Source organism: Dongia sp., assembly GCF_041918875.1.
In the GTDB taxonomy this organism is placed as follows: Bacteria; Pseudomonadota; Alphaproteobacteria; order Dongiales; family Dongiaceae; genus Dongia.
The window spans coordinates 399,192-417,932 of the sequence record NZ_JAYRUV010000001.1 but is presented as its reverse complement, the minus strand read 5'-3'; the positions used below and the strand labels follow the sequence as shown (position 1 = coordinate 417,932).

Genomic DNA, 18,741 nt, shown 5'->3' with positions numbered 1-18,741 from the left:
CTCCCCTCTGTGTCGGCCTATTCGGCGTCGAGTCCGTAAGCGGTATGCAAGGCGCGTACCGCGAGTTCGGTATATTCCTCGGCCACCAGCACGCTGATCTTGATCTCGGAGGTCGAGATGACCTGGATGTTGATGCCCTTCTCGGCCAGCGCCTTGAACATGCGCTGCGCGATGCCGGCGTGGGAGCGCATGCCGACACCGACGACCGAGACCTTCACCACATTCCTGTCGGAGATGAGCTCCTTGAAATCGAGCGTGTTGCGGCTGCCTTCCAGCACCCGGAGCGCGCGGTCGAAATCGCCCTTCGACACGGTGAAGGTCATGTCGGTGGTCTTGCCGTCTTCCGAGATGTTCTGGACGATCATGTCGACATTGATGTTGGCGTCCGTGAGCGGCCCGAAGATGCCCGCGGCCACGCCCGGCTTGTCGGCCACGCGCGTCAGCGTGATCTTCGCTTCGTCGCGGCTGTAGGCGATGCCGCTCACCAGTTCCTTTTCCATGATCTCTTCCTCGTCCACCACCAGCGTTCCGGGCTTGTCCTCGAAGCTGGAGAGGACCTGCACGCGCACGCGGTGCTTCATCGCCATTTCCACCGAGCGGGTCTGCAGGACCTTGGCGCCCAGCGACGCCATCTCCAGCATTTCCTCATAGGTGATCTTATCCAGTTTCTGCGCCTTGGCGACGATCCTGGGATCGGTCGTGTAGACGCCGTCGACATCGGTGAAGATGTCGCAGCGGTCGGCCTTGATCGCCGCCGCGATCGCCACCGCCGAGGTGTCGGACCCGCCGCGGCCGAGTGTCGTCACCCGGTTATCCGGGCCCACGCCCTGGAAGCCGGCGAAGACCGCGACCTGCCCTTGCGCGAAACGCTTGTCGAGTTCCTCCGAAGCGATCCTGACGATGCGGGCCTTGCCGTGCGCGTCGTCGGTGACGATCGGCGCCTGCCAGCCCAGCCACGAGCGCGCATTGACGCCCAGTTCCTGGAGCGCGATGGCGGTCAGGCCGCAGGTCACCTGCTCTCCGCTCGCCACCACCGTGTCGTACTCGCGCGCATCGTGCAGCGGCGCCAGTTCCTTGCACCAGTCGACCAGCTGGTTGGTGACGCCGGACATGGCCGAAACCACCACTGCGACTTCATGTCCCGCATCGACTTCCCGTTTGACGCGAAGGGCGACCGATTTAATGCGCTCGATATTCGCAACCGAGGTGCCGCCGAATTTCATCACGATCCGGGTCTTCCTGGACCCGCTCTGCCGTTCGCTCACGCTCATCGGGAAATGCCCCTAAACCTTCGACTAACCGGGAAAATATGACCTCGCCCGCTTGCATTCGGGGAGCGCGAAATAGTGGCGGGTGAAATCTTGTTTTGCCGGGCGGGCGTATCCATACTGAACCAAGGCCGCGGACGCAAGCATTCCCGCCCGATTCCCGGCCTGTTATTCAATCGCCTGATTCAGATAGTTGAAGGGTTATCCTCATGGTTCCGGGACCGGCTGCCAGCACTGCCCACGAGGCCGGCGCCACTGGCGAAAATTTAGGCACGCCCCCGCGTTCGACCGTGGACCGGGCCGAGATCGAGAAATTCGCCGCCATGGCCGAGGCCTGGTGGGATCCCACCGGCAAGTTCCGGCCGCTCCACCGCCTCAACCCGGTCCGCATCGCCTTCATCCGCGACCGCGCCGCCGCCCATTTCGGCCGCGATGCCGAGGATCCGGCGCCCCTCGCGGGCCTGACCCTGCTCGATATCGGCAGCGGCGGCGGGCTCCTCACCGAACCCATGGCGCGGCTTGGGGCCGGCGCCGTCGGCGTCGACGCCACGCCGCGCAATGTCGAGGTGGCGCGCCACCACGCCGAGCAGGCCGGCATCAAGGCGACCTATCTCAACTGCGCCGCCGAAGACCTCGTCGCGCAAGGGGCCCGCTTCGACATCCTGCTGGCGATGGAGATCGTCGAGCATGTGGCCGATGTCGACGCCTTCCTCGATGCCTGCGCCAAGCTGCTGAAGCCCGGCGGCATCATGTTCCTCGCCACCATGTCGCGGACGATGAAGAGCTACGCCATGGCCATCGTCGGCGCCGAATATGTCCTGCGCTGGCTGCCCAAGGGCACGCATCAGTGGAACCGCTTCCTGCGCCCCTCCGAAATGGCCCGAGGCCTGCGCCACCACGGCCTCAACCTCACCGAACTCACCGGCGTCAGCTACAACCCGCTGAAGGACACGTTCCATCTGAGCCGCGACCTCGACGTCAACTACATGGCGGTGGCAAAGCGAGGCTGAGCGCGGCCCCCCACCCAACCCTCCCACCTTCAGGGGGGAGGTCGGGTGGGGGGCCGCAACCGATGACTCCCTCCAAACGAACCGCACCTCAACCTTCCGTGAGCCGGATTGCAGCCCGACTCCGCCCGGTTTATCTGTGACTCTGATCCGCTCCCGAGTCGCGGCACGCGTTAACACTTGTGGCAGGCATCCGGGAACCCAGGGCGGCGGCCGGCGTTTTGATAGGCCCCCGCATCGACGAGGAGATGAGGCATGAATCTTTTGCGCAAACTGACGGCTCTTGCGGCCCTGACCATGGGCATCGCCTTCGGCCCGATGGCGCCCGCCCTGCTGACACCGGCTCAGGCGCTGACGCAGCAGCAGGAGCTGATCGACAAGTCCCGCATCACCTTCGAAAAGCTGATCGGCTCCTACGAATTCGGCGAGCTGCCGGGATATCTGAAGCGCGCCAAGGCCGTGATGATCTTCCCGGACATCTTCAAGGCGGGCTTCGTCATCGGCGGCGAAGGCGGCAACGGCGTCCTCATGGTGCGCGACCCCAGCCAGGGCTGGAGCCAGCCGGCCTTCTACACGCTGGCCGCGGGGTCGGTGGGCCTCCAGATCGGCGGGCAATCCTCGGAATCGATCTTCACCATCATGAGCGACAAGGCCCTTCAGGCCGTGCTCAACGACCAGATGAAATTCGGCGGCGACATGTCGATCGCGGCCGGCCCGATCGGCAAGGGTGTCGGCGCCAACACGACGACCAACCTCGACGCCGACGTCTACACCTTCGCCAAGACCGCCGGCCTCTTCGGCGGCGTCAGCTTCAACGGCGCCGGAATCCTGAGGAAGAACGACTGGAACGCCGCCTATTACGGCGCCGGCACCCTGCCCCAGCACATCGTCATCGACCGCAAGGTCTCCAACCCCAACACCAAGGACCTGGTGAACGCGCTGTCGCCTTATTGAGTGGAGAGATTGTCTAGCGGGCGACCACCCGTCACTCGCGCCCCCCTCCTGCCTCCCCCCTGAAGGTGGGAGGTTCTTGAGCGAGGCGATCGGCGCAAATTCGGTTGGAAAGCCCTCCCACCTTCAGGGGGGAGGGTTGGGTGGGGGGCCACAAGCGACGGCTGCCCGCCGCTAATGCGCCTCGGCCCAGTTCATGCCCGTGCCGGCATCGGCAATCAGCGGCACCGAGATTTCCCTCGCCGGCAGATGCGCCCCTTCCATCACCGACCGCGCCACGCGCGCTGATTCGTCCTTTTCCGCCAGCGGCACTTCGAACAGCAGTTCATCATGCACCTGGAGGAGCATGCGGCCCTTCAATCCGGCCTCGGCGAAAGCGGAAGGCATGCGGATCATGGCGCGCTTGATGATGTCGGCGGCCGTCCCCTGCAAGGGCGCGTTGATGGCGGCGCGTTCCATGAAGGACCGCCTGGCCGGGTTCTTGTCGTTGATGCCCGGCACATGGCAGCGCCGGCCGAACAGCGTCTCGACATAGCCCTTCTCGCGCGCGAATTTCTTCATTCGCTCCATATAGTCGCGGATACCGGGATAGCGCTTGAAATAGGCGTCGATATAGGCCTTGGCCTCGCCCTGCGGAATGCTGAGCTGCTGCGCGAGGCCAAAGGCCGAGATGCCGTAGATGATGCCGAAATTGATGGCCTTGGCCTGCCTTCGCACCATCGGGTCCATGCCTTCGATGGGCACGCCGAACACCTGGGAAGCCGTCATCGCGTGAATATCGGCGCCTTCGCGGAAGGCCTGTTTCAAGGGCTCGATCTCGGCCATTTCGGCGGCAAGGCGCAACTCGATCTGGCTGTAATCGACCGAGAGCAGGATGTTGCCCGGCTCCGCCACGAAAGCCCTCCGGATTTTCCTGCCCTCCTCGGTGCGGATGGGGATGTTCTGCAGATTGGGATCGGTCGAAGCGAGGCGGCCCGTGGATGTGGCCGCCAGCGCGAACGAGGTGTGCACGCGCCCCGTTTCCGGATTGATCGCCAGCGGCAGCGCGTCGGCATAGGTGCTTTTCAATTTCGAGAGCTGGCGCCAATCCAGCACCTTCTGCGGCAGCGGATGGCCCGAACTCACCGTCAGTTCTTCCAGCACGTCGGCGCCGGTCGCATAGGCACCGGTCTTGCCCTTCTTGCCGCCGGGCAGTTTCAGCTGGTCGAACAGGATCTCGCCCAATTGCTTGGGCGAGCCGACATTGAACTCGGTCCCGGCGATGGCATGTATCTCGCGCTCGATCTCGCCCATGCGCTTGGCGAAATCCTGGGCGAGACGGCCAAGTTCCGTGGCGTCGATCTTGACGCCGTCGCGTTCCATCCGCGCCACCACGGGTATCAGCGGCCGCTCGATGGTCTCGTAGATCGTCGCCAGCCGCTCGGCGATGAGGCGCGGCTTCAGCGTCTCGTGAAGGCGCCAGGTGACATCGGCATCCTCCGCCGCATAGGCCAGCGCCTTGTCGAGGGGCACGTGATCGAACGTCACCTGCGATTTGCCGCTGCCCGCGACATCGTTGAACTTGATGGTGCTGTGCCCGAGATGGAGTTCCGAAAGCTCGTCCATGCCATGGCCGTGGGCGCCCCCTTCCAGCACATAGGAAATCAGCATGGAATCGTCGATCGGCGCGATCGCCACGCCGTAACGCGCCATCACCGCCATGTCGTATTTGATATTGTGCCCGATCTTCAAGACCGCCGGATCTTCCAGCAGCGGCTTCAGCAATTCCAGCGCGCGCGCCAGCGGAATCTGCCTGGGCGCTGCCGCCCCGTCGCCCAGCAGATCGCCCGTGGTGCCGACATGGCCCACGGGCACATAGCAGGCGCGCCCGGCCTCGGTCGCCAGCGACATGCCAACGAGCTTTGCCTCGTTCACATTCAGTGACGTGGTCTCGATATCGAAGGCAAGCGCTCCCGCCTTGCTGGCGAGTGCGATCCATTTTTCCAGCGCCGCCTCGTCCTGGACCAGCTCATAGCCGTCGCCGATCCTGGCCGAGAAGACGGGAACGGAACCTGGGGCAAGTCCCGCCGGCGCCGTGGGCGCGGCGGCGGCCGGCGCGGCGGCGGATGTCCGCGCCGATTTGATCGCGGCTTCGCCCAGCCGCGCATTCAATTTCGCGGCGAGCGAGCGGAATTCGTTCTTGACCAGGAAGTCCATCGCGGCGCCGTCGATGGCGCGCTTGGCGAAATCGGCGAGCGGCACCTCGACCGGTACGTCCCGCTTCAGGGTGACGAGGTCGCGGCTGATGCGCGCCAGCTCGGCATTGCCCAGCAGGTTTTCGCGGCGCTTGGGCTGCTTGATCTCAGCCGCGCGCGCCAGCAGCGTGTCGAGATCGCCGTAAGTCGTGATGAGTTCCGCGGCGGTCTTGAGGCCGATGCCCGGCACCCCCGGCACATTGTCCGAGGAATCCCCGGCCAGGGACTGGATGTCGATCACCTTTTCCGGCGGCACGCCGAACTTCTCGATCACCTCGTCGCGCCCGATCTTGCGGTTCTTCATCGGGTCGAAGAGCGCGATATGCTCGCCCACCAGCTGCATCAGATCCTTGTCGGACGAAACGATGGTGACTTCGTGCCCTTGTTTCGCCGCCTGCGTCGCATAGGTCGCCAGCAGATCGTCGGCCTCATAGCCCGGCATTTCGATGGCCGAGACATTGAAAGCCCGCGTCGCTTCGCGGATGAGGGCGAATTGCGGGACGAGCTCGGGCGGCGCCTCCGGCCGGTGCGCCTTGTATTCGGCATAGATCTCGTTGCGGAAGGTCTTGCGGCCCGCATCGAAGATGACCGCGATATACTCCGCGTCCGAATCCTCGATCAGCTTCAGCAGCATGTTGGTGAAGCCCAGCACGGCATTGACCGGCGTGCCGTCGCTGCGCGTCAGCGGCGGCAGGGCATGGAAGGCCCGGAAGATATAGCCCGACCCGTCGATGAGATAGACATGGTCCGGCTTGGCGGCGGTGGCGGACATCAGTTGGCCACGCGCTCAGTGCGCACCGGCTGCGGCACCCTCTTTGAGCACGAACTTCTTGCCGCAATAGGGGCATTCCGCGTGCCCCTCCTTGCCCAGATTGAGGAAGACCCGGGGGTGCCCCGACGGGTCGCCCCCGCCGTCGCAGGCGATACGGGTTTCGGTGACGGTCTGGGTTTCAATGGATTTCATAGGGTTACTCGGCTTGAGATTGACGCTTCACATGCCGCAATGATAGGCAGGCCACAGCTTTGAATCAATCCCGCGACGTCCGAACATGATCCCGCAGCAAAGTGCCGCCCTCCCCGACCTCGCCGTCTCGATCAAGGGGCTGGTCAAGGTCTATGCCGGCGACAAGGCCAACCGGACGCCCAAGCTCGCCCTCGACCATGTCGATCTCGCCATTCCGCGCGGTGGCATCTTCGGCCTGCTGGGGCCCAACGGCGCCGGCAAATCGACGCTGATCAACATCCTGGCGCAACTGGTCCGCAAGACGGAAGGGTCCGTAAGAATCTGGGACATCGATCTCGACGCCGATCCCAGGCACGCGGCGGCGGCGATCGGCGTGGTGCCGCAGGAGCTCAATATCGATCCCTTCTTCACGCCCAAGGATCTCCTCGATCTGCAGGCCGGCATGTATGGCGTGCCCAAGGCCGAACGGCGCAGCATGGAACTCTTGGAAGCGCTGTCGCTGGGCGACAAGGCTGGGTCTTATGCACGCACGCTTTCGGGCGGCATGCGGCGGCGCCTGATGGTGGCCAAGGCCATGGTGCACAATCCGCCGGTGCTGGTACTCGACGAGCCCACCGCCGGCGTCGATGTGGAACTGCGGCAGCAGCTCTGGGTCTATGTGCGCGAGCTCAACAAGGCCGGCGTCACCGTGCTGCTCACCACGCACTATCTCGAGGAAGCCGAGGAGCTGTGCGACAACATCGCCATCATCAATCATGGCAAGGTCATCGCCTGCGAACCGACGGCGACACTGGTCAGCCGCCTGGACCGCAAGGAAGTCGTCCTCACGCTCGCCGCCGACCTCGCCGAAGTGCCGGCGGCCCTGGCCGAGTTTACCCCGCAATTGCAGGGTCCGCGGCGGCTGAAGCTCCACTACCGGCCAAGCCAGATGAAAGTCGGCGCCATCCTCGATGCGATCCGCCGCACCGATCTCGATATCGCCGACCTCTCCACCGTTGAATCCGATCTCGAGGACATCTTCCTCGAACTGACGCGGCGCCAGCCCGCTTCATGATGCGGCTTCTCGCCAGCCTCGGCCTCCTCGTCCTGCTGGCTGGCTGCGCGCCGCAATGGCAGCGGATCGGCCCGCCGGTCGATACGCCCCATTTCACGACCAAGGCCTTCCATACCGCCGACGGCGCCGATCTGCCGATGCGCATCTGGCTGCCCTGGGACAAACCGCTCGAAGCCTCGATCGTGGCACTTCACGGCTTCAACGATTACCGCCGCGCCTTCGATGCGCCCGGCAAGGGCTTGGCGCGGCGAGGCTTTGCCGTCTATGCCTTCGACCAGCGCGGCTTCGGCGGATCGCCGCAACGGGGCCTCTGGGCCGGCACCGACCAGATGGTGGCCGATCTTGCGGCGGCCGCGAAGCTCGCCAAGGCCGCGCATCCGGATAAACCTCTCTATCTGCTGGGCGAAAGCATGGGCGCTGCCGTCATGCTCGCCGCCATCACGCGCCATGTCGAGATGCCGGTCGACGGTGTCATCCTCGCCGCCCCCGCGATCTGGGGCTGGCAGGTGCAGGCTCCCATCAACCGTTCGCTGTTCGATATCGCCATGGCGACGATCCCCGGCGCCAGGGTGCAGCCGCGCGGCGTCTACCGCGAAGCCTCGAGCAATCACTACATGCTGCGCCAGATGTGGCGCGATCCGAACATCATCAAGGCGACCCGCGTCGACACCGCCTTCGGCCTGGTCGAGCTGATGACCGAGGCCTTCGATGCCGGCGCCCGGCTGGGGCCGAGCCCCCGCTGGCTGATCATGTTCGGCGGGCGGGAGGACATCCTCACCGGCAGCTCGGTCGCCGGCTTCCTGAACCAGCTTCCCAAGCTGCCGCCCGAGGCCGGGCGGGTCGCTTTCTATGGCCGGGCGCATCACATGATGCTCCGCGATCTGCAGGCGCGGACGATCTACGACGATATCGCCGCCTGGATCCGCGATCCGGCCGCCAAACTGCCCTCCGGGGCCGATTTCGGGCCCTGAATCGGTCAAGTCATATTCTACAATGTAGAATAAACGTCACGCTGGCAGCTTGCGGCGCTGGCTGGCGATGATGGCCGGATCGACCGCGATCTCGGCCGCGAATTCCAGCAGCAGGGGCTCGAAGCCCAGCAGATAATCGAGCACCGCCCCCAGCCCGTTTGGGTCGCGCGCGATCTCGCGCAGCTGCCCGCCCTGCAGCCCCGTGAGCCCCAGGAACCGGCTCAGCCGGTCCTCGTCCGCGGTCAGGAAGGCCAGCGCCTGGAGCGCCAATGCCTCCGGATCCGGCGGTGGGGATTTGGGCGATTTCAAGAGCATAGGGAGCATTCTAACACCGATTTCCAGTCTTGGCGCAATCCACTACCCGGGACTTGCCCTCCGCCCGCCCCACAGCTATGTTCCGCCCCATCCAAGACGGCATGCACCCGTAGCTCAGCTGGATAGAGCGTTGCCCTCCGAAGGCAAAGGTCGTACGTTCGAATCGTATCGGGTGCGCCACTTTTCTTCAAGAAAATCAATCAGTTAGAAAATCGACTCCGAATATCTCGGGCCGATTTACGATTTATTGGCACATTTTTGGCACATTGAAATCTAGAGTGATGGTTCAAGGAGAATAGCCATGGCCTCAATTCGCGTTCGCACGACAAAGGATGGGAGAAGCAAATTCGAAGCTCGTATTCGGAAGCAAGGCTGGTCACCAGTGGCGCAGACCTTCGACACGTTGAAAGAAGCTAAGGCATGGGCTGCGGAGGTTGAGCTCGCCATGAACCAGGGTAGCTGGATCACAAAGAAGGCCTGACTCGATGATCCGTAATCGCGGTCCACACCAGTTTCAGGTCGTCATCATCCGAATCGGCTTCCCGAAGGTGCGGCAGACCTTCTCGACGGAAAGAGAGGCGAAGGCCTTCGAGGCGAAGACCGTCGCCGATATGGATGCTGGCACCCATGTAAGCCGGAAGTTGGCAAAGAAGACCACGTTGGCGGATCACATCTCCGCGTACATTGAAAACGTGACCGAGCTTCGGCCCGGCAAGTCCTCAGTCGCATCCGAGAAATCACGCCTTCAGCGCTTCCTAAATGAAGAGAAGGCTCTTTGCGCACATTCACTTGCGAACCTGACTTCCGCTATGTTCGAGGACTATCGCAACCGTCGTCTCAAACAGTTTGCGACCCGCGGGAAAGAGGGTGGCCGCGGCCGCTATAAACCCCAGGCCGATTTTCAACCGAAGCGGCGGAAAGACGGCGAGAAACGGAAGAACGCGGCTGAAGCGAAGGCTCCTCCAAAACCGCTGAGGCCGATCGCGCCAGGCACAGTTAAGAAGGAACTCGACACCCTGATGCGCGTCCTGGACTACCGGAAATTCGAGACCGGGTTGGCGATCAATCCTCTTGATCCGGATCGCGTCAAACGCCCGGTCGTTAAAGATGAGCGGTGGAGTCGTCTTGCGCCCGAGCTGGTCAGAAAGGTGATCGAGGAGTGCTATTCCGACAAAACCAGAAACAGGTTTCTGGGACCCATCGTCGAATTCGCACTTGAAACAGGGCAGCGCCGAGGATCTCTGCTGAACCTGAAGTGGTCCGACATCGACTTCACTGAACGATCAGCCCACATCCGCGAAGCAAAAACGTCTCGTTCCCCGGAAAACCCGCGCAGTTACAAAATTGGCCTGACCAAGGCCGCCCTCAAGATCCTTGATGCACTACCGCGAGGACCATCGAACGATGGTCCTGTATTCCCGATGTCAAGTGATGCATTGAAGGGGGCATTTGAGCGTGCAAGGAAACGTGCCGAAGTAGAGTTCTTTCGGTTCCACGATACTCGCCACGAGCGTGCGGCTTCTTTGATCGAAGCCGGAATGTCGGATACCGCCGTCATGACTCAGATTGGCTTCCAGGATCCCAAGACACTGAAGAGATATGCCAACCTTCGTCCGTCTTGGCTGGCAGATGAGCTTGATAAGATCTCGGTTCTCAGTGTGCTGGAAAATCAAAAGGAACTACGGGCCAGACTCGAAAGAGAAATCGCGCGGGCCACGGCTGAGCTTGAAGCTTTGAAGCAAGCTGAATGAACAAAGCTCACTCCGGTACCATGACTAGCATTCCCTTTGCCAACATGCGGGGGACCGGATCACCCACCCACGAAGGATCAACCCGGTTCCGAGTAAGCCCAATATAGCGAATGCCCGCAGTCTTTCCTCGGATCAATAGATTTCTGATCGGCAGCCATCCTTCGGGCTGCAGCCTTCCGGATAGAGCGCGCCTCAGCGCATTGGTGAGAATGTCGGCTATCTGCAATCCGATGTACTGATGAGATTGGCCGAAAACCAGATCCCGGTTCAGAATTTTTCCGAAGTCACTGCCATGCGATCGCCTCGCGGTGGTGTTTCCCTCCGGCCTCGGGAGGTGCTTTGGTACAGGTCGAGCTGGAAAGTTGCGGTGAAAAGCGGAGTAGTCCGCCCCCTTTAGAAACGTGAATGGTCGATCAACCGACTGGGCCTGAAGAAACGGCTTCACACACATATGCCACCATTTCTCATATTCGGTTGGCGTCTTGTCCTTTGCGTCGATCACCCATAGGAACTTAGCAAGTTCGCCGGGCCAGCGCTGGACCCAGAAGAGCATGGCCTTCTCCAAGATTTCCCACGTTAGCGTGGTGAGTAGGACCTGCTGGACATAGAGCTGTCGCGGTAGCCGAAGACATGTCTCTTGTAGAGACTTCATTGTCGCGATCATCGAGGGATGAAGGGTGTCGTCGGCATGCTCCATGATTTCTTCTGCTTGCCGTTTCTGGTGATAATCAATTTCCCCTTCCGTGTGCCAGTTCATGTCGATCACTACGGCTTCTAGAATTACCCGATAAGATGCGAGCAATTTGCAGAGATCGGCGATCTCAGGTTCGTTCAGCAGCTTTCCCTTGATCTCGCCGTTTTCCTTTGGCCATGTCGCGCTCAGCTTAGAAAAGTCAGCCTCAAGGCGTCCGAAGTTCCGCCCTGCTATGGCAACGGCGCCGACGCAAGAGAATGAAACGTCCTTCCCAGGAGCGGGAAGGAAGGTCCCTGACTCGTCGATGTAAATGTGCATGCCGAGGCCACCTGTTTGAATAAGATCTAGCACAATTTGCAGACGAAATCTGCCAGCCGCGACAACTATTTTGCATGCCGACTCTTGAGATCCCGGAAATCGGATCTACTTGGTACCGTTAGGCACTCAGGAGGGTTTCAGATGTCTTCAATGGCGCAATCGGGATTCACGGTCGGCATGGTTTCTGGCGGCCTCGTCGGACTTGGATTGGTTGCAAGCAAAGCCGTGGACAACGCCGTCGCTCATCAACAGGCTCTGTCGACCGTCCACCGCTGGAGCATTGCCCTCGACCGCATGACTCAAAGGGCCACAAAGGCGGAGCGGAGGGCGGCTCGCCAAGCGCTGGAAATCCAGTCCCTTCGTGATCAGCTCGCACTCGCGCAGGTCGAGTTGGAAATCCTGCGCGAGTGCTGATCGCTTACATCGCCAGCCGCATGCTCGGATCGAAACCGAGGTCCTGACCAAGGTCGTTGTCGACCTGCTCACGCTGCGTGTAATCCGCGACGGACTTGCGGGGCTTCACAGCCGGAACGCCCGCAATCTGCTTCTTGCCGTCAACATGGCGCAGCATGTTTTCGAGACCCGCTTTACGCACGAGAAGAGCTTCTGCAGCGGTCAAGCGGGAGACCCATGACTGCAAGTCGGGGGACATTGCGCTGAGGTCCATGGCCGCACGTTTGATGTTGTCCGCGCAGATGAAACGGTAAGCCAGGGCGCGAGGGTCACGAGGCGCCAGCTTGTCGACCTGCTGCAGTTCGTGGGCGAGGTGTTCGGCTTCAAGCTGCTCGACATCGTAGATCACCTGGTCTGGCTCCGGCAAACTTACCTCGCGGCCAAAGAAGCTTTCAAAGATGCCACCGACGGCGCCAGCGGCGATGAGGGCTGCGCGGCGCATGGCTTTGAAAGCAGCCGCGACGGTGGATTTGACGATTCTGACGATGGTGCGGAACATTTGAATTCTCCTTGTTCTATCGGGTGGTGATTCAGAGATAAGGCTGGTGGCTGCAAGGAACCAAATCCGCCGACAGATCGGCCGATGGTTCTGCCGACGGTCGTGGTCCGCGATAGCAATCATCGAGAACTCGACGATGATCAATGATCAGCGGCGCCTTCTCATTCATCGGACGGTGGCGGAATTCACGCGGCTGCCTTACGCCATCAATTTTCACCTGGCCTTTCGCATGCTGCATCGCCAGCTCCATGCCAGCTTCGATGAGCTTCTTTCGCTCTGCGTCGGTCAGAACCATCGTCCAGATTCTTACCGATGGCGCGAGCTTGCTGAGATCGATGTATTTCCTGTTGACCGGGTAAGCGCAAATGTGCAGCCACGCTGCAATCTCAGGCTCGCGGCCAAGCTGCCTTATGAATGCCGGAGAGGCGGACAGAGCGCGCAGGTCGGCACGCTCCTCATTGTCGGCAGTGCCGCGGGTGAAGTCGCTGATGTCATATATCCCGACGATCGAGCCGATGGGGTAAGCCACGCATTTTACGAAGAAGAGACCAATGCGCTTTGCGCGGTAGAGGGTAATGTCTAGGCGGTCGTTCATGATGTGAATCTCCTTGTGTCTATCCATGCGATCAGCCTCCCCGCCGACCGCTGCACACAAAGATTCCGCCGCCCATTGCAAGGCACAAATCGCCGCCAATTCCGCCGATAGATCGCCAATTCCGCCGACAGAAATCCCCAACGAACAAACAAAATGAAAAATAACCGCGCTGTATTTTGAGTTGAAAACTAAGCCTGCCTAGTGCTGTCAACATTCTTGGCGACATGAGTTGTCGGCGCGTGCTTGACGGCGGCGATGATCGACTCAATCTTTATATGTGTCGGCGCAATAACGCGGCCGACGAAAGAGAAAATAAGGAACCCAAGTCATGAAAATCTTCATTCACGCCGACAACGACGACGCTCTCAATGCAGCACTTCGCACTGTGCAGACGGGGCGCGGTCAGAATGATGTCTCGGCATCTCTCTTGATCACTGAGATCGCCGCAGACGCAGAAAAGCATCTCTCTGAATCTGGCCTGTCGACATCAAGCATGGTCGGTGCGAAGCGCGAGTACGCCGACGGCGGTGCAGATTCCAAGGCTTACAAGTGGTCGATTGCAACAACATGGGTCCGCATTCAGCGCGGCGAGCACGGCTGGTATCTCACTGCAGTGGAGCGCATCTCACAGCGTCCGAAAGCCCGCGTGATCGATATCTACACGCTGTCTGATCGCCAGCGCGCGCTGATCGCAAAAGAAACCGCCCGCGCAGCAAAGGCCAAGGCAAAAGCCGATCGCAAGATTGCCCGTGAAGCCAAGCGTGCTGCCAAAGCCGCGAAGATCGCCATCCGTACCTCGGCTCCGGCGATGTCGCACGAAACCCAGATGGCCGCGTAACACACCGACAAGCACATCTCCCATTGATGATGAGGAAATGTCGTTTGATGGAAACCGGGGGGATCGAGCTATCGCCTCCGGCTTCCGTAAACCGACACCAAACTCAGGAGCCACCCAATGTCCCTTCTCGCCAAAACCAAGGCCTGGCGCCCTGCCCTTCCCCTGCGTGGCACCGTCTCAACGCCAGTCGCCGTGGCACCCGTTCCAGCACGATCTTCGGTCCCCCGCGAGCCATATCACCAGCTCATTCGGAATACGAAGTCCGGCCCAGAGCCGCACAAATATCCGCACTGGCTGGCATACGGCACGCCGATCTGGGGCTCCCCCGAGGCGGCCGATGCGTTAGAATCCGCTTGGGCAAAATGGCGCCAGGAGCATGGAGAGATTGTTGACTGGAGCTGAATTCGTCGGGTTGTTTCCGAGTTACATTTGGCTGGATGTCGAAGCGTCATCGCTCAGCGTAGATAGCTTCCCCATCGAAATCGGGTGGTGTGCCGCCGACCTTGTGGCCGATAGCTTTCTCGTGAAGCCGTTAGAGCGGTGGACGGACTGGTCGATTGCATCAGAGCTCATTCATGGAATTCAATTGCAGGAACTTTTCGATCAGGGCATTGATGCGGCGGAAGCGGCGCGCGAGATCAATCGGATTTGTGCCGGAAAGCAGGTGTTGTCAGATAACCCGGTAAGCGATGGCGATTGGTTGAAGCAGCTTTTCCATGACACCGGAGTTCGGCAGGAATTCGAGTTGCATGACAGCAGGCAGTTGGAAGCTATGGCCGCCGCTCTTTCGAAACTGACTCCAGCATGGGCGCAGAGCCTGGTCGAACAAATCAACGGTCGTTTTCCTCACCCGCACCGCGCTGGACCCGATGCCAGGCGCGAGGTCGCCAGATTTCTGGCGCTTGTGCTGCCGGAAGAAGTCGAGACTATTTCGGCGCTGGCTTAAGCCGTGGTCACCCAGGACCGCACTTCTGCGTCATATCGAATTCTCGTTATTGGGCATGGCCCGCTGGCGTCAGCATCGGGATAAACCTCGGCAGAACCACAAACTGTCGGCTGTCGTGGTCGCCTGACGATTCCGGCAAACATTTATTGTGATCAAGCTCAAAGCAAATGACATCTGAACGCACACGCAAATAGTGGCGACGCTCATCACGACGAACACCGACGAAGGTGGTACAGTCGATCCATTCCATACGATGCACCGCCATGAACACGGCCGCACGGCCTGCTTCAGAGGCTATGCCCGGCCAACAATTCGGACTCCGCCACAACACGCGCAGCAATATCGGCGCCAAGATGATCCTGGAGATATGCCTGCACCGCCGTACTATGGTGCCGCGGCGAATAAGCAGCCACCTCCGGCGCATCTTCACTGCGCATGATGGTCTTCACCATCTGCCGCGCAAGAAACAGCCGATCCTGATAAGGGTTACCTGGGCGGGCAGACAATGCCGAACCTGGGCGAATGAGCGACCCAAACAGAATCCGGTCAAAGCGCGTGAGCTCCCAGCTCATCGCCGCCTGCGCGGCAAAATACGCCACGACATTGGCGGAATCGGTTATCTCGCTGAGACGATCTGGACCAATAATGCTGGTCGCAATCTCAAAGGGACGCGATTTAGTTCGAATCTCCTGGAGAAGTCCTAAGGTTTTGGCCGAGCCATGCCCACCTAGGCTCTTATCATTCGGCCGCCGATCCGCCCGGTCGCTGGCCAGGACATGGAGCAGCATGACATCGTCGGTGGTCTCATGGAGGGTCTTGAGCAGCGCGTAGGTGCTGGCCGGGCCGCCGGACCATGCAAGGAGCGTACGGATGGGTCGGGTATCAGCTTTCCGCGCCCGATATGCCAGCAGACGTTTTGGCGCCCGTTCTGGGACGAGCTCCGCCGCAGCACGCAGGACTCCCACGCAGATCGGCTGGTAATAGCCCGTCGCCTCCGGATAGAGCCAGATGATGTCGGTGAGGCCTCGTCCAGCCAATACCTCGGTGATCTCGCTAAGAGGTGTCGCCAGAGCTGGCAACGATACCTGGTGTAACGCCGTTCCGTTCCGGATCATAAAGTAGGTGCACAGATGCAGCCGCTCTCGCGGGCGTCCTTGCCATTGGCGCCGCTGGAAGGTCAAGCTCTGACTGCCATCTGCATGGGCCAGCGTGGTAACCGAGGAAACTGCATCGTCCGGTTCACGGTCAAGCAGGTTCTGATAGTCGTGGCTGGAGAGCACCAGGCGTCCGCCAAGGCGTAGCTGGCCGACGAAGGCGCCCAGAAGTGATTCCTGCGCTTCACGGTTCGCGACGTGGCCAATGAGGCTCGCCATGGCCACCACCGCGTCATAGCCGTGATCCGCCGCCAGTGTCATGACATCCGAGGCGACAAAGCTGGGTTGTTCGCCGTTGCGCCCCCGGCATAGCGCCTCAGCGCGCTTGATGGATTTTGAGCTGAGATCGATACCCGCAACCTTGTATCCCAAGTCCATTAACGCAGCACTGGTGAAGCCGACGCCACAGCCAACATCCAGCACGCGTGCACCCTTGGGCAAATCAGCCAGGGCAGCCGCAAAGGCCGCCCTGGCCTCGGCGATGGCCGTTTCCGGGTCGGCATAGAGATACTGGTAGAGCTCCGACCAATCGTCATACGTCTCTGCAAAGCCGCTTTGCACCTTCTTGCGTTTCGGGTGTTTGGGCGCGGTCGGCTTAGCCATGTATCTGATACCTTGTCCGAAACACCCAGTCCCAGAACTGGGTAAAGCCATCAAAATTTACCCGCGAATTCTTGTGGTGCGCCAGGTGGTAACGCCCCATCGCCAGTAGTGGTGGGCTGATCCTGGGATTGTGATCGGTGATCCCCTCGGCAAAGATATTGTCGAGAAGGTAAAGAATGCCCAGCGGCCAGGCCCTGGGCACGGCCGCGATAAAGGCGATGGTGGGCACAATCTCGCAAAGCCATTGATCGAGCGTTGTCCGCCAGCTCCCGTAGATGAAGAGGAGATTGGTCCAGGCGAACTCGAAGCTGCCATCGTAGACTTCCTCATGGTGCGCCCGGTGGAGCTGCCAGAGGGGTGCCCAGCGATGCGCCAGGCGATGAATGCCATAGAGCAGCCCGGTCCAAACCAGGAAATAGCCCAGTTGCTCGGCGGTGAGAGAAAGGGCCGTCATCATTCCCCCCAAGGGCACCAGGGATCGTTGAACACGATCTCTCCGGTACCTGGTCGCAGCAGGATGTTGTCGACGCCAAGGTCGAGGGCATAATATCCGTCGCGGGCTCCGCACCCGAGCGCGATGGCCGCCACTTGCAGGGCGTGGGTGTCTGTCTCCATTCCCTTGCCCGGCCGACCGTCCGCCAAGCGGTGCGCCAGGGCCGCCACGTGATCAATATCTGCCCAATTCGGATAGCTGATCGGCAAGAGTTCCAGATACTCAACCCAGCTCAGTGCCAATTGACCATCCCATTCATGGTGATGGAATTTGGGAAAATGCGGACTCCGCGCCTCTACCGCCAGCGCCACGAACTGGCTGTAAGGTCCGGCATTCTGCGCTAGGCGCAGGGCCTGGCCCCGGTCCGCATCGGCAAACACCACCGCATCATCACCAAGGGCAATCGCCTCCCATCCCGCCGCCTCCAGCAAAGCGAGAATGGCATTGCCGCGACTGTCGTCGAGCAAACGCTCGGGATAGCGACGACTCTCCGGGCGTCGCAAGCCGAGGAACCGCTGCCGCATAGATGGATCCGCGCCGATACAGTCTTCATGCCCGACCATGCGCCGCATATCCCCGAGCAATGGGGGCGCCTTACTGGAACTCGGTAGCGGCTGCTGTAGCGGGCGACGCTCCTCAAGCAATGTCTTGGTGCCACCTATCATTCTTTAGCACCCTCCACTCCAGTACGACTCTTCGTGCCGGAGATCGCCTGGACCGTCCTCTCCAATCGCAAAGGCCGTGGTAGCGACTTGTCAACCGCCACCCCGTAGCGTGCCCCGGACAAGGTCTTGCACTCATCGCAGGTGCCGCAGGTCTGCCAGGTCAAGAGACCTGTGGACGATTCCTTGACAGCCTTAGGATCGCGACAACTGGCCGTCATGGCGACCAAGTCAGGCGGGAGAAAGTCGATTTCCTCCTGCTTGCTGGGCGGCGGTGCCCAGAGGAAGGCATCCGGCACCTCCTCCGATTGCCAGACGAGCTTCAGAGTCTGCAACGTGATCATGCGTAAGAACCAATACTTCTCCGAATCCGGGTTCCATTCCCTGTCTTCGTCCCGGTTCATCGACAGCAGAATCCTGTCCTGCGGTCCGAAGCCGTAGCGCCGCGTCACCAACCCCGCAAAAAACATGGAGGTCGCCGTGTCGCGCGCGAACTTGGGAAAAGCGGTGATATCGACATTGCTTTCCGAATATGTGAACCCACGATATCGCGCCCTGATCCAGGGGGTCATGCGCCCGATCGCCTCGGCCTCGTAGGGCAAGGTCAACGCGGCCTTCCTCCCGGAATCATGACGTGCCTGACGGTGGATATGATGTGCATAGACATCGTCATCCGTGGTTGTCAGCAGGCGCATCAGACCATAGGTCGAATCAAGACCACCCGACCACATCACCAAGGACTTACGGCGCTCAAGTGCAACTTGTTCCACCTTCTTGGTGGACCCCGGAGCCGTTTTGTTGGAGGAGCGCATCTTTTTGCGGCGCTGCGGCGCCGTTTCCGGTCGTTCATTCATTTACTTACTGGCTCGCATATCCATCTTATTCTCTGGCGGCTAGGCTGTTTCAGATCATGTCTCCAAGACGGGCCAGTCTCCGATTGGCCCGTGTCCGTGATATCGCCTGGGGCCAAA

General features: G+C 61.0%; 21 protein-coding genes and 1 tRNA gene. 10 read left to right on the top strand and 12 right to left on the bottom strand.

Annotated features, from left to right (window positions below; all coding sequences use genetic code 11):
• Positions 1–17: 17 nt before the first annotated feature.
• A complete protein-coding gene (locus tag ACE3TY_RS01795) occupies positions 18–1,271 on the bottom strand; it encodes an aspartate kinase (protein ID WP_374650338.1) in 1,254 nt (417 codons plus the stop codon).
• A 206-nt stretch (positions 1,272–1,477) separates the two neighbouring features.
• Here ACE3TY_RS01795 and ubiG point away from each other — a divergent pair, with 206 nt between their 5' ends.
• Complete coding sequence (gene ubiG / locus ACE3TY_RS01790) at positions 1,478–2,278, top strand: bifunctional 2-polyprenyl-6-hydroxyphenol methylase/3-demethylubiquinol 3-O-methyltransferase UbiG (protein ID WP_374650337.1); 801 nt, start codon at positions 1,478–1,480, stop codon at positions 2,276–2,278.
• Positions 2,279–2,530: 252 nt separating this feature from the next.
• Entirely contained in the window at positions 2,531–3,229 is a 699-nt protein-coding gene (locus ACE3TY_RS01785; protein ID WP_374650335.1) for a lipid-binding SYLF domain-containing protein, read from the top strand.
• 171 nt (positions 3,230–3,400) lie between these two features.
• Here the strand turns inward: ACE3TY_RS01785 and polA are convergent, their stop codons facing one another.
• Together polA and ACE3TY_RS01775 are read right to left on the bottom strand one after the other, a co-directional pair.
• Positions 3,401–6,232, bottom strand: a complete 2,832-nt coding sequence (polA, locus tag ACE3TY_RS01780; protein WP_374650333.1) for a DNA polymerase I — start codon at positions 6,230–6,232, stop codon at positions 3,401–3,403.
• Between the two features lie 15 nt (positions 6,233–6,247).
• Complete coding sequence (locus ACE3TY_RS01775; protein WP_374650332.1) at positions 6,248–6,424, bottom strand: zinc-finger domain-containing protein; 177 nt, start codon at positions 6,422–6,424, stop codon at positions 6,248–6,250.
• Positions 6,425–6,509: 85 nt separating this feature from the next.
• Between ACE3TY_RS01775 and ACE3TY_RS01770 the strand changes: the two genes are divergently transcribed.
• On the top strand, positions 6,510–7,478 hold the full coding sequence (locus ACE3TY_RS01770; protein ID WP_374650330.1) for an ABC transporter ATP-binding protein: 969 nt from the start codon (positions 6,510–6,512) through the stop codon (positions 7,476–7,478).
• Positions 7,475–8,449: an alpha/beta fold hydrolase gene (locus ACE3TY_RS01765; protein ID WP_374650328.1), complete on the top strand. Its 975-nt coding sequence runs from the start codon at positions 7,475–7,477 to the stop codon at positions 8,447–8,449. Before ACE3TY_RS01770 ends, ACE3TY_RS01765 begins: the two co-directional genes overlap by 4 nt.
• A gap of 36 nt (positions 8,450–8,485) precedes the next feature.
• Here ACE3TY_RS01765 and ACE3TY_RS01760 read toward each other — a convergent pair whose 3' ends face one another.
• Complete coding sequence (locus ACE3TY_RS01760; protein WP_374650326.1) at positions 8,486–8,764, bottom strand: DUF3572 family protein; 279 nt, start codon at positions 8,762–8,764, stop codon at positions 8,486–8,488.
• Between the two features lie 103 nt (positions 8,765–8,867).
• Here ACE3TY_RS01760 and ACE3TY_RS01755 point away from each other — a divergent pair.
• From ACE3TY_RS01755 to ACE3TY_RS01745, 3 genes are all read left to right on the top strand, one after another.
• Positions 8,868–8,944, top strand: a tRNA-Arg gene (locus ACE3TY_RS01755).
• A 121-nt stretch (positions 8,945–9,065) separates the two neighbouring features.
• Complete coding sequence (locus tag ACE3TY_RS01750; protein WP_374650324.1) at positions 9,066–9,245, top strand: hypothetical protein; 180 nt, start codon at positions 9,066–9,068, stop codon at positions 9,243–9,245.
• A 4-nt stretch (positions 9,246–9,249) separates the two neighbouring features.
• Positions 9,250–10,515 carry a tyrosine-type recombinase/integrase gene (locus ACE3TY_RS01745; RefSeq protein ID WP_374650322.1) on the top strand — a complete coding sequence of 422 codons (1,266 nt, stop codon included), beginning with the start codon at positions 9,250–9,252 and terminating at the stop codon, positions 10,513–10,515.
• A gap of 7 nt (positions 10,516–10,522) precedes the next feature.
• Here the strand turns inward: ACE3TY_RS01745 and ACE3TY_RS01740 are convergent, their stop codons facing one another.
• Positions 10,523–11,527 carry a DUF3800 domain-containing protein gene (locus tag ACE3TY_RS01740; RefSeq protein ID WP_374650320.1) on the bottom strand — a complete coding sequence of 335 codons (1,005 nt, stop codon included), beginning with the start codon at positions 11,525–11,527 and terminating at the stop codon, positions 10,523–10,525.
• A 141-nt stretch (positions 11,528–11,668) separates the two neighbouring features.
• Here ACE3TY_RS01740 and ACE3TY_RS01735 point away from each other — a divergent pair, with 141 nt between their 5' ends.
• Entirely contained in the window at positions 11,669–11,941 is a 273-nt protein-coding gene (locus ACE3TY_RS01735) for a hypothetical protein (RefSeq protein WP_374650318.1), read from the top strand.
• Between the two features lie 4 nt (positions 11,942–11,945).
• On the opposite strand, the gene ACE3TY_RS01730 is transcribed toward ACE3TY_RS01735, so the two are convergent.
• Entirely contained in the window at positions 11,946–12,479 is a 534-nt protein-coding gene (locus tag ACE3TY_RS01730; RefSeq protein ID WP_374650316.1) for a hypothetical protein, read from the bottom strand.
• Positions 12,480–12,510: 31 nt separating this feature from the next.
• Positions 12,511–13,074, bottom strand: coding sequence for a hypothetical protein (locus ACE3TY_RS01725; RefSeq protein ID WP_374650314.1), 564 nt, complete (start codon positions 13,072–13,074; stop codon positions 12,511–12,513).
• 328 nt (positions 13,075–13,402) lie between these two features.
• Between ACE3TY_RS01725 and ACE3TY_RS01720 the strand changes: the two genes are divergently transcribed.
• The gene (locus ACE3TY_RS01720; RefSeq protein ID WP_374650312.1) at positions 13,403–13,912 is read left to right on the top strand and encodes a hypothetical protein; all 510 of its coding nucleotides are present in this window, start codon (positions 13,403–13,405) and stop codon (positions 13,910–13,912) included.
• A 376-nt stretch (positions 13,913–14,288) separates the two neighbouring features.
• Positions 14,289–14,858 (top strand): hypothetical protein, encoded by a 570-nt coding sequence (locus ACE3TY_RS01715; RefSeq protein ID WP_374650310.1) that lies wholly within the window; start codon positions 14,289–14,291, stop codon positions 14,856–14,858.
• Between the two features lie 46 nt (positions 14,859–14,904).
• Here ACE3TY_RS01715 and ACE3TY_RS01710 read toward each other — a convergent pair whose 3' ends face one another.
• The 5 genes from ACE3TY_RS01710 to ACE3TY_RS01690 all read right to left on the bottom strand — a co-directional run bounded on the left by ACE3TY_RS01710 (position 14,905) and on the right by ACE3TY_RS01690 (position 18,624).
• The gene (locus ACE3TY_RS01710; protein WP_374650308.1) at positions 14,905–15,108 is read right to left on the bottom strand and encodes a hypothetical protein; all 204 of its coding nucleotides are present in this window, start codon (positions 15,106–15,108) and stop codon (positions 14,905–14,907) included.
• 37 nt (positions 15,109–15,145) lie between these two features.
• Entirely contained in the window at positions 15,146–16,615 is a 1,470-nt protein-coding gene (locus tag ACE3TY_RS01705; protein ID WP_374650306.1) for a class I SAM-dependent methyltransferase, read from the bottom strand.
• Positions 16,608–17,072: a sterol desaturase family protein gene (locus ACE3TY_RS01700; protein ID WP_374650304.1), complete on the bottom strand. Its 465-nt coding sequence runs from the start codon at positions 17,070–17,072 to the stop codon at positions 16,608–16,610. The genes ACE3TY_RS01705 and ACE3TY_RS01700 overlap by 8 nt, the downstream gene beginning before the upstream one ends.
• The gene (locus ACE3TY_RS01695; protein WP_374650302.1) at positions 17,069–17,671 is read right to left on the bottom strand and encodes a hypothetical protein; all 603 of its coding nucleotides are present in this window, start codon (positions 17,669–17,671) and stop codon (positions 17,069–17,071) included. The genes ACE3TY_RS01700 and ACE3TY_RS01695 overlap by 4 nt, the downstream gene beginning before the upstream one ends.
• Before the next feature lie 98 nt (positions 17,672–17,769).
• Positions 17,770–18,624 carry a hypothetical protein gene (locus tag ACE3TY_RS01690; RefSeq protein WP_374650300.1) on the bottom strand — a complete coding sequence of 285 codons (855 nt, stop codon included), beginning with the start codon at positions 18,622–18,624 and terminating at the stop codon, positions 17,770–17,772.
• Positions 18,625–18,741 lie beyond the last annotated feature (117 nt).

Excerpts from the sequence above, each read along its gene's own strand:
- ACE3TY_RS01795 (WP_374650338.1), bottom strand. The coding sequence starts at position 1,271 with ATGAGCGTGAGCGAACGGCAGAGCGGGTCCAGGAAGACCCGGATCGTG.
- ubiG (WP_374650337.1), top strand. The coding sequence starts at position 1,478 with ATGGTTCCGGGACCGGCTGCCAGCACTGCCCACGAGGCCGGCGCCACT.
- ACE3TY_RS01785 (WP_374650335.1), top strand. The coding sequence starts at position 2,531 with ATGAATCTTTTGCGCAAACTGACGGCTCTTGCGGCCCTGACCATGGGC.
- polA (WP_374650333.1), bottom strand. The coding sequence starts at position 6,232 with ATGTCCGCCACCGCCGCCAAGCCGGACCATGTCTATCTCATCGACGGG.
- ACE3TY_RS01775 (WP_374650332.1), bottom strand. The coding sequence starts at position 6,424 with ATGAAATCCATTGAAACCCAGACCGTCACCGAAACCCGTATCGCCTGC.
- ACE3TY_RS01770 (WP_374650330.1), top strand. The coding sequence starts at position 6,510 with ATGATCCCGCAGCAAAGTGCCGCCCTCCCCGACCTCGCCGTCTCGATC.
- ACE3TY_RS01765 (WP_374650328.1), top strand. The coding sequence starts at position 7,475 with ATGATGCGGCTTCTCGCCAGCCTCGGCCTCCTCGTCCTGCTGGCTGGC.
- ACE3TY_RS01760 (WP_374650326.1), bottom strand. The coding sequence starts at position 8,764 with ATGCTCTTGAAATCGCCCAAATCCCCACCGCCGGATCCGGAGGCATTG.
- ACE3TY_RS01750 (WP_374650324.1), top strand. The coding sequence starts at position 9,066 with ATGGCCTCAATTCGCGTTCGCACGACAAAGGATGGGAGAAGCAAATTC.
- ACE3TY_RS01745 (WP_374650322.1), top strand. The coding sequence starts at position 9,250 with ATGATCCGTAATCGCGGTCCACACCAGTTTCAGGTCGTCATCATCCGA.
- ACE3TY_RS01740 (WP_374650320.1), bottom strand. The coding sequence starts at position 11,527 with ATGCACATTTACATCGACGAGTCAGGGACCTTCCTTCCCGCTCCTGGG.
- ACE3TY_RS01735 (WP_374650318.1), top strand. The coding sequence starts at position 11,669 with ATGTCTTCAATGGCGCAATCGGGATTCACGGTCGGCATGGTTTCTGGC.
- ACE3TY_RS01730 (WP_374650316.1), bottom strand. The coding sequence starts at position 12,479 with ATGTTCCGCACCATCGTCAGAATCGTCAAATCCACCGTCGCGGCTGCT.
- ACE3TY_RS01725 (WP_374650314.1), bottom strand. The coding sequence starts at position 13,074 with ATGAACGACCGCCTAGACATTACCCTCTACCGCGCAAAGCGCATTGGT.
- ACE3TY_RS01720 (WP_374650312.1), top strand. The coding sequence starts at position 13,403 with ATGAAAATCTTCATTCACGCCGACAACGACGACGCTCTCAATGCAGCA.
- ACE3TY_RS01715 (WP_374650310.1), top strand. The coding sequence starts at position 14,289 with ATGGAGAGATTGTTGACTGGAGCTGAATTCGTCGGGTTGTTTCCGAGT.
- ACE3TY_RS01710 (WP_374650308.1), bottom strand. The coding sequence starts at position 15,108 with ATGGAATGGATCGACTGTACCACCTTCGTCGGTGTTCGTCGTGATGAG.
- ACE3TY_RS01705 (WP_374650306.1), bottom strand. The coding sequence starts at position 16,615 with ATGGCTAAGCCGACCGCGCCCAAACACCCGAAACGCAAGAAGGTGCAA.
- ACE3TY_RS01700 (WP_374650304.1), bottom strand. The coding sequence starts at position 17,072 with ATGATGACGGCCCTTTCTCTCACCGCCGAGCAACTGGGCTATTTCCTG.
- ACE3TY_RS01695 (WP_374650302.1), bottom strand. The coding sequence starts at position 17,671 with ATGGTCGGGCATGAAGACTGTATCGGCGCGGATCCATCTATGCGGCAG.
- ACE3TY_RS01690 (WP_374650300.1), bottom strand. The coding sequence starts at position 18,624 with ATGAATGAACGACCGGAAACGGCGCCGCAGCGCCGCAAAAAGATGCGC.